The 11,937-nt window shown below is 72.2% G+C and carries 13 protein-coding genes and 1 riboswitch; of the genes, 3 read left to right on the top strand and 10 right to left on the bottom strand.

All coding sequences use genetic code 11. The features are described 5' to 3' along the window. Positions 1-12 precede the first annotated feature (12 nt). Positions 13-146, bottom strand: a riboswitch (FMN riboswitch). 32 nt (positions 147-178) lie between these two features. The 10 genes from rpe to ACGWYL_RS13210 form a co-directional block, all read right to left on the bottom strand. Then, positions 179-835 (bottom strand): ribulose-phosphate 3-epimerase, encoded by a 657-nt coding sequence (gene rpe / locus ACGWYL_RS13255; protein WP_179424498.1) that lies wholly within the window; start codon positions 833-835, stop codon positions 179-181. A 17-nt stretch (positions 836-852) separates the two neighbouring features. After that, on the bottom strand, positions 853-2,121 hold the full coding sequence (locus tag ACGWYL_RS13250) for an RsmB/NOP family class I SAM-dependent RNA methyltransferase (RefSeq protein ID WP_395487415.1): 1,269 nt from the start codon (positions 2,119-2,121) through the stop codon (positions 853-855). Further along, positions 2,118-3,041 carry a methionyl-tRNA formyltransferase gene (gene fmt / locus ACGWYL_RS13245; RefSeq protein WP_395487414.1) on the bottom strand — a complete coding sequence of 308 codons (924 nt, stop codon included), beginning with the start codon at positions 3,039-3,041 and terminating at the stop codon, positions 2,118-2,120. The genes ACGWYL_RS13250 and fmt overlap by 4 nt, the downstream gene beginning before the upstream one ends. Before the next feature lie 31 nt (positions 3,042-3,072). Next, on the bottom strand, positions 3,073-4,968 hold the full coding sequence (locus ACGWYL_RS13240) for a primosomal protein N' (RefSeq protein ID WP_395487413.1): 1,896 nt from the start codon (positions 4,966-4,968) through the stop codon (positions 3,073-3,075). A gap of 32 nt (positions 4,969-5,000) precedes the next feature. Beyond that, entirely contained in the window at positions 5,001-6,188 is a 1,188-nt protein-coding gene (gene metK / locus ACGWYL_RS13235; protein ID WP_179424501.1) for a methionine adenosyltransferase, read from the bottom strand. A gap of 78 nt (positions 6,189-6,266) precedes the next feature. Further along, entirely contained in the window at positions 6,267-7,469 is a 1,203-nt protein-coding gene (gene coaBC, locus ACGWYL_RS13230) for a bifunctional phosphopantothenoylcysteine decarboxylase/phosphopantothenate--cysteine ligase CoaBC (protein WP_395487412.1), read from the bottom strand. An 11-nt stretch (positions 7,470-7,480) separates the two neighbouring features. Further along, positions 7,481-7,777, bottom strand: coding sequence for a DNA-directed RNA polymerase subunit omega (gene rpoZ / locus ACGWYL_RS13225; protein ID WP_179424503.1), 297 nt, complete (start codon positions 7,775-7,777; stop codon positions 7,481-7,483). Between the two features lie 25 nt (positions 7,778-7,802). After that, positions 7,803-8,384 carry a guanylate kinase gene (gmk, locus tag ACGWYL_RS13220; RefSeq protein WP_179424504.1) on the bottom strand — a complete coding sequence of 194 codons (582 nt, stop codon included), beginning with the start codon at positions 8,382-8,384 and terminating at the stop codon, positions 7,803-7,805. After that, positions 8,377-8,697, bottom strand: a complete 321-nt coding sequence (gene mihF / locus ACGWYL_RS13215) for an integration host factor, actinobacterial type (RefSeq protein WP_179424505.1) — start codon at positions 8,695-8,697, stop codon at positions 8,377-8,379. Before mihF ends, gmk begins: the two co-directional genes overlap by 8 nt. 7 nt (positions 8,698-8,704) lie before the next feature. Beyond that, a complete protein-coding gene (locus tag ACGWYL_RS13210; protein WP_395487411.1) occupies positions 8,705-9,136 on the bottom strand; it encodes a hypothetical protein in 432 nt (143 codons plus the stop codon). A gap of 104 nt (positions 9,137-9,240) precedes the next feature. Between ACGWYL_RS13210 and ACGWYL_RS13205 the strand changes: the two genes are divergently transcribed. Genes ACGWYL_RS13205 through ACGWYL_RS13195 form a run of 3 tightly spaced genes read left to right on the top strand, consistent with a single transcriptional unit; the run spans position 9,241 to position 11,932 of the window. After that, complete coding sequence (locus ACGWYL_RS13205; RefSeq protein ID WP_269306845.1) at positions 9,241-9,840, top strand: RNA polymerase sigma factor; 600 nt, start codon at positions 9,241-9,243, stop codon at positions 9,838-9,840. Continuing rightward, the gene (locus tag ACGWYL_RS13200) at positions 9,837-10,274 is read left to right on the top strand and encodes a hypothetical protein (RefSeq protein WP_395487410.1); all 438 of its coding nucleotides are present in this window, start codon (positions 9,837-9,839) and stop codon (positions 10,272-10,274) included. Before ACGWYL_RS13205 ends, ACGWYL_RS13200 begins: the two co-directional genes overlap by 4 nt. A gap of 8 nt (positions 10,275-10,282) precedes the next feature. Next, entirely contained in the window at positions 10,283-11,932 is a 1,650-nt protein-coding gene (locus ACGWYL_RS13195) for a S8/S53 family peptidase (RefSeq protein ID WP_395487409.1), read from the top strand. Positions 11,933-11,937: the final 5 nt, after the last annotated feature.

The raw sequence follows: 11,937 nt of genomic DNA, 5'->3' as shown, positions 1-11,937 counted from the left end.
GGGGCGGCCGAGCAGCGTGCGCCTTCCATCCGGACTTTCACCGTCGGTACCGGAATTCCACCGGTTCAACCTCGGCCCTGCGAGAGGACCTCGGGTCGCGGACTGTCACCGCCGGTTCGGACTTGCACCGACCCCGGAGCACGCGAGCGAATTGCTCGTACGGGGGAAGTCTAGCGGCTCAGTGACAGGCGCCGACGGCCGTCTCACGCAGGCGCTCCACCATGGCGCCTGGATCGTCGGCGCCGTAGACCGCCGAGCCCGCCACGAAGGTGTCCGCGCCGGCCTCGGCGCAGCGCTCGATCGTCTCCAGCGAGACCCCGCCGTCGACCTGCAGCCAGATGTCGCCGCCGACCTTGTCGAGCAGGGCGCGGGTGCGGCGGATCTTCGGCAGGCACAGGTCCAGGAACCGCTGGCCACCGAAGCCCGGCTCCACGGTCATGATCAGCACCATGTCGAGCTCGGGCAGCAGGTCCTCGTAGGGCTCGATGGGCGTCGCGGGCTTGAGCGCCATCGAGGCACGAGCGCCCTGGGCGCGCAGCTCGCGGGCCAGCCGCACCGGGGCCTTCGCGGCCTCGACGTGGAACGTGACGCTGGAGGCGCCGGCCTCGACGAACTGCGGGGCCCAGCGGTCGGGGTCCTCGATCATCAGGTGCGCGTCGATGGGCTGGGTCGCGGCCTTCGCGAGGGCCTCGATCACGGGGGCGCCGAGCGTCAGGTTCGGCACGAAGTGGTTGTCCATGACGTCCATGTGCAGGAAGTCGGCCGTGGGGATCCGGGCCGCCTCCCCCGCCAGGTTCGCGAAGTCGGCGTTGAGCAGGCTCGGCGTGATGCGCATGGGGCCGAGCGTATCGGTCAGGATCGGCGCAGCAGGGCCAGGTACATGGCGTCGGTGCCGTCGGTGTGCGGCCACCAGTGGTGCTCGGACTCGACGGTGACGTCGGAGCGCTCGGCGGTGACGGCCTCGACGACCTCGCGGGTCTCGGCGGGCAGCGGCGAGCACGTCGCGTAGCCCACCACTCCCCCGGGCCGGACGAGGTCGAGCGCGCGCGTCAACAGCTGGCGCTGGAGCTCGACGAGCTCGGGCACGTCCTCGGGACGGCGGCGCCAGCGGGCCTCCGGCCGACGACGGAGCGCACCGAGTCCGGTGCACGGCGCGTCGAGGAGCACGCGGTCGAAGGACTCCTCCTCCCACGGGCCCTCGCGGCCGTCGTGGACGACGACCTGGACGTTGCTGAGCGCGCGCACGGACTGCCGGACGAGCTCGGCCCGGTGCGGCTGGACCTCGTTGGCCACGAGGCTCGCGCCACGCTCGGCGGCCAGCGCACCGAGCAGCGCGGCCTTGCCGCCGGGGCCGGCGGCGAGGTCGAGCCAGTGCGTGTCGTAGCCCTCGACGGGCGCCTCGGCCGTGGTGATGGCGACCATCTGCGAGCCCTCGTCCTGGACCCCGGCGCGGCCGTCGCGCACGGCAGGCACGAAGCCCGGGTCGCCGCCGCCGGTCATGATCCGGGCGTACGGGCTCAGCCGTCCCGTCTCGCCGGGCAGTGACCTCGGGTCGATCAGGCCGGGACGGGCGACGAGCGTGACGTGCGGCGGCACGTTGTCGGCGGCGAGCAGCTCCTCCAGCTGGTCGGGGCCCACCGCGTCCTCGAGCGCCGCGACGACCCACGTCGGGTGCGAGTACCGGATCGCCAGCGCCGCGTGCCGGTCGAGACCGGCGGTCAGCTCGGTGATCCAGGTGTCGAGGCCCTTCTGGCCGATCTTGCGCAGCACCGCGTTCGTGAAGCCGACGGGTCGGTGCCCGATCCGCCGGCGGACCAAGTTGACCGTGGTGTCGACCGCCGCGTGCGGGGGCACCCGCATCGCCAGCAGCTGGTGCACGCCGAGCCGCAGGGCGTCGCGGACCGCGGGGTGGACGGTGCCGGTGGCGACCCTGTCGATGATGGCGTCGTACGTGCCCTGGTGGCGGATCGTGTTGCTGGTCAGCTCGGTCGCCAACGCGGCGTCCCGGTCGGAGAGGTCCTTCAGCAGCGTCGGCAGCAGCAGGTTGACGTAGACCTCGCGCGTGCGGACGGCCGACATGACCTCGAAGGCCACCTCGCGGGGATCGGTGATGGCGCTCATCCGAACACCACCTCGGTCGCTCCGCCGAGGCCGCGGCCCCAGTCCGCTGCGCGCATCGCCTTCTTGCCGTGCGGCTGGACCTCGCCCAGGACGACGTCGGTCGTGGTCGTGCCCACCCGGACCTCGCGCTTGCCGATCGCGGCGACGCCGGGCTCGAGCGTGGACTCCTCGGAGATCGTCAGCGGACCGACCTTGACGCGGGCCCCGTCGAGCTCGGTCCACGCGCCGGGCGCGGGCGTGCAGCCGCGGATGTGCCGGTCGACGGCGAAGGCGGGGCGCTTCCAGTCGATGCGGGCGTCCTCGGTGGTCAGCTTGTGGGCGTACGAGACGTTGTCCTCGGGCTGGCGCACCGCGCCGATGTCGCCGTCCTCGATGTGATCGACGACGTCGACGGTCAGCACGGCGCCCTGGTCGGAGAGGCGGTCGAGCAGCGTGCCCGTGGTGTCGTCCTCGCGGATCCGCTCGGTGATCGTGCCGAGCACGGGGCCGGCGTCGAGCGCCTCGACGAGGCTGAAGACCGTGGCGCCGGTGATCTCGTCGCCGGCCATGATCGAGCGCTGGACCGGTGCGGCACCGCGCCAGGCCGGCAGCACCGAGTAGTGCAGGTTGATCCAGCCGAGCTCGAGCGCGTCCAGCACGTCGCGACGCAGCAGGGCGCCGTACGCGACGATCACGCCCAGCCGCGCCTGCGTGGCTGCGAGCGCCTCGAGGAACTCCGGATCGGAGGTCGAGGCGGGCTTGAGGACGTCGATGCCGTGCGCCTCGGCGGCCAGCGCGACGGGCGACGGCTGCAGCGAGCGGCCCCGGCCGACGCGGGCGTCGGGACGCGTGATCACCGCCGCCACCTCGTGGCGGCTGGCGACGAGCGCCTCGAGCGTCGGCACGGCGGTGGCCGGGGTCCCGGCGAAGACGATTCTCACCCGGCGAGTCTAGGTCGTCGGTCGGGAGCGCTCAGAACGCGACGGGGTCGATCTGGATCCGCACCGGCGGCTCCTTGGCCGCGCTGCGCTCGGCCGCGAGCTGCTTGAGCACGGTGGCGAGGGCGAGACCTTCGCGGCGGGGCACGCGCAGGATGAGTCGCTCGCGGCCGGGCTCGACCGGCACGGGGCCGAGCACGTCGACGAACGCGGGCCAGTCCCGCTTCGCGAGGACGCCGATGACGTCCTCGGGTCCGTCGACGGTGGCGAGCCGGCCCACGGGCGGGAGGTGTGTCTCGGCACGGTCGGTGAGCTCGCGCGCCGCGACCGTGACCGGATCGGCGCGCACGAGCGCCTGCAGGACCGTGGAGTCCCCCACCGCGACGGCTCGCGCGCCGAACGCCGCCAGGGCGAGCGCGTTGAACCAGCGGCGGTGCGACTCCTCGACGACGCGGACGTCGTCGCGGCCGAGCATGAGCCACGTGTCGAGCAGCACGACCACCGCGTAGCCACCGGAGACCGTGGGCTCGGCGCCGGGCGTGGCGAGGACGAGCGGTGAGCCGTCGCCCTCGACGTGGTCGAGCACGGCGCTGCCGCCGGAGGTCAGCACCGTGCGGTCGGGGAACGCTGCCCCGAACTCCTCGGCGGTGCGCAGCTGCCCGACCACGGGGGCGCGCAGGCGGGTGCCGCCGCACTCGCCGCAGCGCCAGGCCGGGACCTCGGTGGCGCACCAGCGGCACACGAGTGGGGCGTCGGCGCGGTGCTGCAGGAGCGGGCCGTGGCACTGCGGGCACGTGGCCGGCGTGCGGCAGTCCTGGCATGCCAGCGACGTGCGGTAGCCACGACGAGGCACCTGGACCAGCACCGGGCCCTCGGCGTTGCGGACGGCCTGGAACACGGCCGCGGGCAGCCGGGCCGCGGCCGCACCGTGCTCGGTGCCGTCGGTGACCTCGACGAGCGGCCACTCGCGGCGCCGTGAGGACTGGTCGGCGACGATCTCGGCGCACCAGCCCTGCTGGACGAGTGACTGCGCCTCGGCGGTGCGGGCGTGCCCCGCGATGAGGACGCCCGCACCGGCCTCGATGGCGCGGGTGAGCAGCACCTCGCGGGTGTGCGGGTACGGCGCTCGCGGCTCGGCGTGCAGATCGTCGCCGTCGTCCCAGATCACGACGAGGCCCAGGTCCTTCACCGGTGCGTAGGCGGCGCCCCGGGTGCCCAGCACGACCCGGACCTCGCCGCGCGTGACGCGCAGGAAGCTGCGGTAGCGCGCGGCCGGCTTGTCGGCCGCGGTGAGCACGACGTGGGCGTCCGGTCCGAGCGCCTCGGCGAAGACCTCGTGCCAGCGGGTGGCGTCGCGGACGTCGGGGACGCAGACCACCGCTCCACGACCCGATCGGACGACGGCGGAGACCGCCTCCGCGACGGCGCGCTCGGGCTCGTGGCGCGGCAGCACGTTGAGCACCGCACGCGGCGACTCCCCCTTCGCGAGGGCCTCGACGAACGTCGCACCGTGCAGGTAGGCGTGCCACGAGGCGCTGCCGATGTCGGGCGGCGTGGGCGCGGGGTCGGACGGCGGGTGCGCCTCGGCCCGCGCATGGCGCGGCGGGATCGCGAGCCTCAGGACGTCGGCGACGGTGCCGGCGTAGCGGTCGGCCAGCGTGCGGGCCAGGTGGGCCGTCTGGGGCGAGAGGACGGGCTCGGAGGAGACGACCTTGGCGACCTGGGCGAGCTTGCCCTCGTGCTCGGAGCCGTCGGCCAGCTCGAGGACGAAGCCGTCGACCAGCCGTCCCGCGAAGCGCACCTTGACCCGGCAGCCGGGGACGACGCCGTCGGCCAGCTCGTCGGGAACCGCGTAGTCGAACGGGCGGTCGAGATGCGACAGCGGCGTGTCGACGAGGATCCTCGCGACACGCCGCTGTGCTTCACTCACTCGGCTGTTCTACCAGCCGGAGCTGACATCGCTCACACCCCGGCGGCGGCGCGCAGGGCGTCGGCGCGGTCGGTGCTCTCCCACGGCAGGCCGGGGCGGCCGAAGTGACCGTAGGCGGCCGTCTCGGCGTAGATCGGGCGCAGCAGGTCGAGGTCGCGGACGATCGCGGCGGGGCGCAGGTCGAAGACCTCGAGGACCGCCTGACGGATCGTGTCCACGGGGACGACCTCGGTGCCGAACGTGTCGACGTAGAAGCCGACCGGGTGGGCCACGCCGATCGCGTACGCGACCTGGACCTCGGCCTTAGTGGCCAGACCCGAGGCGACGATGTTCTTGGCGACCCAGCGCATCGCGTAGGCGGCCGAGCGGTCGACCTTGCTCGGATCCTTGCCGCTGAAGGCGCCGCCGCCGTGACGGGCGTAACCACCGTAGGTGTCGACGATGATCTTGCGGCCGGTCAGGCCCGCGTCGCCCATGGGGCCGCCGATGACGAACTTGCCCGTGGGGTTGATGTGCGACTTGTAGCTCGACGCGTCGATGTCGTACTGGCTCAGCACCTCGTCGATGACGTGCTTCTTCAGGTCGGACGGGAGCTGGTGCTCGAGGTCGACGCCCTCCTCGTGCTGCGTGGAGATGACGATCGCCTCGACGCGGACGGGCTTGTCGTCGTCGTCGTACTCGATGGTGACCTGGGTCTTGCCGTCGGGACGCAGGTACGGGAGCGTGCCGTCCTTGCGGACCTTGGTGAGCTGCTCGGAGAGGCGGTGCGCGATCGTGATCGGCAGCGGCATGAGCTCGGGGGTCTCGTCGCAGGCGAAGCCGAACATGAGGCCCTGGTCGCCGGCGCCCTGGAGGTCGAGCGGGTCGGTGGCGCCGCCGAGGCGGGCCTCCTCGGCCTTGTCGACGCCCTGCGCGATGTCGGGCGACTGCGCGTCGAGGGTGACCTGCACCGCGCAGGACTCGCCGTCGAAGCCCTTCGTGGAGGAGTCGTAGCCGATCTCGAGCACCCGGTCACGCGCGATCCGCGCGATGTCGGCGTACGCCTCGGTGGTGACCTCGCCGCCGACGAGCACGAGGCCCGTGGTCACGAACGTCTCCGCGGCGACGCGGCTCTTCGGGTCCTGCGCGAGAAGGGCGTCGAGGATGCTGTCGCTGATCTGGTCGGCGATCTTGTCCGGGTGACCCTCGGTCACGGACTCCGAGGTGAAAAGACGGCTCACGGTTACCTCTCTGGCTGATGGACTACGACGTGCTGGACGTCGTGACGACTGTAGTGGGCGGGTGGTGACGGGGCCCGTTCATTCCACGCGTTGGACGACCGCGTCCCAGATCGCGTGGGCGATCTCGGCCTTCGCTGCGCGGGGCACCGGGTGCTCGGCACCCTCGGCCGTGAGGATCGTGACCTCGTTGTCGGGCTGGCCGAACGTGCGCTCGGAGCCGACGTCGTTGACGACCAGCAGGTCGCAGCCCTTGCGCGCCATCTTGGCGCGGGCGTGGTCGAGGACCGACCCGTTGGCGTCGCCGGTCTCGGCAGCGAACCCGACGATCACGGGCGAGCGACCGGAACGGGTGCGCACGAGCTCGACGAGGATGTCGGGGTTCTCGGTGAGCTCGATCGTGGGGGCGACGCCGTCGGCCTGCTTCTTGATCTTGGCGTCGGCGAAGGCGGTGGGCCGGAAGTCGGCCGGGGCGGCGGCCATGACGACGGCGTCGGCGGACTCGGCGGCCTTGAGCACGGCCTCGCGGAGCTCGGCAGTGGTGACGACGCGGACGACGTCGACGCCCGCGGGCACGGGGACCGAGACGTTGGCGGCGACCAGGGTGACGGTGGCGCCGCGGGCGAGCGCCGCCTCGGCGAGGGCGATGCCCTGGCGGCCGGACGAGCGGTTGCCGAGGAACCGGACCGGGTCGAGGAACTCGCGGGTGCCGCCGGCCGAGACGACCACGTGCTGGCCGGCGAGGTCGTGCGGGCGACCCCGGAGGACCTGCTGGCAGATCGCGAAGATCGCGTCGGGCTCCGGCAGCCGGCCCGGGCCGGTGTCGGCGCCGGTGAGACGGCCCGAGTCGGGCTCGATCACCAGGACGCCGCGATCGCGCAGCGTGGCGACGTTGGCGACCGTGGCGGGGTGCTCCCACATCTCGGTGTGCATGGCCGGGGCCATGACCACCGGACAGCGGGCGGTGAGCAGCGTGTTCGTGAGCAGGTCGTCGGCCAGGCCGTGCGCGGCGCGCGCCAGCGTGTTGGCCGTGGCCGGGACGACCACCACGAGGTCGGCCGTCTGGCCGAGCTTCACGTGGGGCACCTCGGGGACGTTCTCGAAGACCCCCGTCTGCACGGGGTTCCCGGAGAGGGCCTCCCACGTGGGGGCGCCGACGAACTCCAGCGCCGACTCGGTGGGCACGACGCGGACGTCGTGCCCCGCCTCGGTGAAGAGTCGCAGCAGCAGCGCCGCCTTGTAGGCGGCGACGCCGCCGGTGACCCCGAGGACGATGCGACTCATCGCCGGAAGGCTCAGGCCTCGGTGGGGGTCTCGGTCGCGACGGCGTCGGCCGGCACGTCCTCGACGGTCAGCAGGCCGGCGTTGATCTCGCGCAGCGCGATCGACAGCGGCTTCTCCTGGACCTCGGTCTCCAGCAGGGGGCCGACGTACTCGAGCAGGCCCTCGCCCAGCTGGGAGTAGTAGGCGTTGATCTGGCGGGCGCGCTTGGCGCTGTAGAGGACCAGCTTGTACTTGGAGTCCGCCTTCTCGAGCAGGTCGTCGATCGGCGGGTTGGTGATGCCTTCGGCGGCAGAACGTGTCGTGGACACTCAGAATCTCCAGAAGTTTCGAGGTTCACCCGGCAGGGTCGGCTGGCGGGCGTGATCTGAACAAGTCTACCAACTCGCGCCCCGCTTCCTCGACTTCGGTGTTGACGATGGTGGTGTCGAACTCCGACACCGCCGCCAGCTCCTCGCGCGCGGTGGCCAGGCGGCGCTCGCGCTCGGCCTCGGTCTCGGTGCCGCGTCCGACGAGGCGGCTGACCAGCTCGTCCCAGCTGGGCGGGGCCAGGAAGACGAGGTAGGCCTCGGGCAGGGCCTCGCGCACCTGACGGGCGCCCTGCAGGTCGATCTCGAGCAGCACCGACTCCCCCTGCGCCAGCTTCCTCTCCACGGGCGCGCGCGGGGTGCCGTAGCGGTTGACGCCGTGGACGGTGGCCCACTCGAGCAGGCCGTCGTTGTCGACGAGCCGGTCGAACTCCTCGGGCGAGACGAAGTGGTAGTGCGTGCCGTCGACCTCGCCGGGGCGCGGCGGGCGCGTGGTCGCCGACACCGACATGGCGATCTCGGGGTGGTGCTCGCGGATCCAGGCCGCGACGGTGCCCTTGCCGACCGCGGTGGGTCCGGCGAGGACGATGAGCCGGCCGCGCTCAGCCACGGCGGCTGATCTCGGCCACGAGCCCCTTGGCCTGGTTGGTGCCCAGGCCGCGCAGGCGCCGGCTCTCGGCGATGTTCAGCTCGGCCATGATCTGCTGCGCGGTGAGCTTGCCGATGCCGGGGATGCTCTGGAGCAGGTCGAGGACCTTGATCTTGGCGACGGCCTCGTTGCGCTTGGCCTCGGCCAGCACGTCAGCGATGCTGGCGCCGGAGTGCCGCAGGCGGTTCTTCACCTCGGCGCGCACCTGGCGCGCGGCGGCGGCCTTGGCCAGCGCCGCCCGGCGCTGCTCGTCGGTCAGTTCGGGAAGTGCCATGGTCTCCTCACTTCTTCGACAGGTCGATGCCGCACTCGTCGTGCACGTGCTCGACCACGTCCTCGCGTTCGGCCTTGGTGTCGTTGAAGGCCTCGTGGGCGGCGGTGATCCGGTCGACGTCCTGCTTGGACAGCGCGTTCACCTTCACCTCGTCCTTCATGTCCTCCAGCGCCAGGCCGGACGTGCGGTGCGCGATGACGACCTTCTTGGTCGACACGGCGATCGACTTCCACTCCTTCTTCACGTCGGCCGGCGCGACGCGCGAGATCTTCGTCGTGACGTCGGCGTAGGTGGAGAAGGCGGCGTCGCTCTGCTCGCCGAAGGTGGCCAGCGGCTCGCGCCCCGCGTCGACCGCGTCGCAGTACGGTCCCCCGCCCGAGCAGCCCGCCAGGGTCGCGAGACCGAGGACCACGGACAGCAGCAGGGAGGGTCGTCGCACCCCGACAGGTTACTAGCGCGAGCCCTCGCTCCTGCGGTCCGTGCGCCGCGTGTATCAGCGCGTCCTCTTCCTGCCTCGTCTCGGATGTGCGCACAATGAACTTCGTGACCAGTGAGAAGTCACCCGAACCAGCAGCTCCCGACGAGGGCCCGTGGATTCGCTCCGGCGAGGCCTTCGCCCGCTGGCGTGACGGGGACCGTGGAGCGATCGACGACCTCGTCCGGGAGATGACCCCCGTGCTGTGGCACGTCGTGCGGGCGTACCGCCTCGACGAGGACGTCTGCGAGGACGTCATCCAGTTCACCTGGCTGACCCTCGTGCGCAAGGCCGACGCCGTGGAGAACCCCCGCGCGGTGTCGTCCTGGCTCATCATCACGGCCCGGCGCCAGGCGTGGCGGGTCGCCTCACGGAACCGGCGCGAGGACCCGGCCGACGACGAGCTGCTCGCTCCCGTCCTGCCCAGCTCCCCCGCCGCCGAGTCCGAGGCGGTCGAGGCCGACGAGAGCCACCGGCTGTGGTCGGCGGTCGCCCAGCTCAACGAGCGCTGTCAGCGCCTGCTGCGGGTGATCGCCTTCGACGACCGTCCCGACTACCAGCACATCTCCGAGGACCTGGGCATGCCCGTGGGCAGCATCGGACCGACGCGTCGGCGCTGCCTCGAGAAGCTCAAGGCCGTCATCTCCGGCGAGGGGGCCACGTCATGACCGAGCGCGATCCGATCTTCACCGATCTGCGAGCGATGTACGAGGACCTCGATCCGCCGCCGGCCCACCTGGCCGACGCCATGATCGCGGCCATCGCCGCCGAGAACCTCGACGCCGACTACGAGCTGCTGAGCCTGTTGGGTCGCAGCACCGAGCTGGTGGGCACCCGGGGCTCGGGCGTCATCACCATCGAGTTCTCCCACGACGAGACGTCCATCCTGCTGCGCGTGGCCGAGGTCGACGAGACCACCCGCCGCGTGGACGGCTGGGTCACCGGCGCCGGCGCCAGCCACGCCCGCCTCACCGCAGGCAACCAGACCTGGAGCGCCGACGTCACCGACGGCCGGTTCGAGTTCGAGTCGCTGCCCGCCGGGCTGATCCGCATCTACTTCTCGGGTGACACCGAGCTCGCCACCCCCACCTTCGAGATCTGAGGACCCACATGGCCCCCGAGAACAACGACGAGCGTCGCGTCCCGAGGCTGGAGCAGTTCGACGAGTGGACCCGTCACCGCTCCGTCGCCGAGGAGCAGGGGCGACTGCTCGCCGCGGAGTCCGGCGCGCAGGTCGACGGCGTCCGCGCCAACGCCACCGCCTACCTCAGCACCCGCCTGCTGATCTCCACCCTGATCGACGTCGAGGCCGCGATCGAGGTGCTGCGCGAGGCGGCTCGGCCCTTCGACTGGACCGTCGAGGAGGATCCCGACTACCCCCGCATCACGCTGGAGGAGTCCGAGGAGGAGCGCCGCAGCCGCGTCGAGCGCTATCCGTGGGCCACCGGCTCTCTCGGTCTGGCCCGGGTGATCATCGCCGCGACGCAGAACTCCCCCACCCGTCCGCCGGACGCGTGGACCCTGCTGCAGGCGGCGCGTGCCAGCAACCCCGAGGGTGACCTCCTGCGGGGCATCGGGCTCGACCACGTCCTCACGACCTCCCCTTTGACCCGGGGCAACCCCCTGACGCGGGGCAATCCGCTCACCCGGGGGAACCCGCTCACGCGCGGCAATCCGCTCACGCGGGGCAATCCGCTCACGCGGGGGAACTCGTTCGCCATCGAGTCCTACGCCGACCAGGGCAGCGGTGGTCGTCAGCCGGTGGCCTTCGTGGGGCCTGCGCCGATGCGCAGTCCCGACGACCCCGACGCTCCGCGCCGGCCACGGATCGGCGTGGTCGACACCGGCTGCGGCGAGCACACCTGGTTCACGTCCGCGGTCCACGACGGCTCCGGCCTGCTGGAGGGCGCGACGATCGGCCGGACCGACGCCGAGAGCGACCCCGAGCGGGTCGGCGACGTGTCCGGGCCGCTCGACGGCTCACTCGACGAGGCGTCGGGACACGGCACCTTCATCGTGGGACTGCTTCACCAGGGCGCTCCCGACGCCGACATCCACTGGTGGCGGCTGCTCGACTCCGACGGCACGACGCCCGAGTCCGACCTGGCCACGGTGCTCATGCAGATCGCGAAGCTCGTGCGGCTGGGCGACGAGAAGGGACTGGCGCTCGACGTCCTGAATCTCTCGTTCGGCTACTACCACGAGACGCCGGTGGACCACCTCTTCGATCCCACGCTCTACGAGATCCTCGCAGCGATCGGCCGCACGGGCACCGTGGTCGTGTGCTCGGCGGGCAACGACGCCACCACGCGCCCGATGTTCCCGGCCGCCTTCGCGCCCTGGGACGGTGCGGAGCAGATCGTGAAGCACGATCCGCGCAGCACGCCGATCGTCGCGGTGGGGGCGCTGAACCCGAACCTCGTGACCGACGCGCTGTACTCGAACGCCGGCCCCTGGATCAGCGTGCACCGGCCAGGATCCTCGCTCGTCAGCACCATGCCGGCGTTCCAGGGTGGGCTGGAGCCGGTGGCCCGCATCCGCCACGGTCAGCGCGACCGCGAGGCGATCGATCCGGACGACTTCCGCGGGGGCTTCGCGGTGTGGAGCGGCACCTCGTTCGCGGCTCCCGTGTACGCCGCCGAGCTGGCTCGAAGGATCGGTCGACACCTTCCGGCGCCCGACGCCCCGGCCCTGTCGTCGGAGAAGATCGTGGAGCAGAACACCGCAATCGTGGCCAAGCTGGCAGACGCTCGACCATGATGAAG

The organism is Aeromicrobium sp. JJY06 (genome assembly GCF_044069275.1).
GTDB lineage: Bacteria > Actinomycetota > Actinomycetes > Propionibacteriales > Nocardioidaceae > Aeromicrobium > Aeromicrobium tamlense.
This window is presented reverse-complemented; position numbering and strand designations above follow the sequence as displayed.

Bases quoted from the DNA above. Each gene is read 5' to 3' on its own strand.
- rpe (WP_179424498.1), bottom strand. From the start codon at position 835: ATGCGCATCACGCCGAGCCTGCTCAACGCCGACTTCGCGAACCTGGCG.
- ACGWYL_RS13250 (WP_395487415.1), bottom strand. From the start codon at position 2,121: ATGAGCGCCATCACCGATCCCCGCGAGGTGGCCTTCGAGGTCATGTCG.
- coaBC (WP_395487412.1), bottom strand. From the start codon at position 7,469: ATGAGTCGCATCGTCCTCGGGGTCACCGGCGGCGTCGCCGCCTACAAG.
- mihF (WP_179424505.1), bottom strand. From the start codon at position 8,697: ATGGCACTTCCCGAACTGACCGACGAGCAGCGCCGGGCGGCGCTGGCC.
- ACGWYL_RS13200 (WP_395487410.1), top strand. From the start codon at position 9,837: ATGACCGAGCGCGATCCGATCTTCACCGATCTGCGAGCGATGTACGAG.
- ACGWYL_RS13195 (WP_395487409.1), top strand. From the start codon at position 10,283: ATGGCCCCCGAGAACAACGACGAGCGTCGCGTCCCGAGGCTGGAGCAG.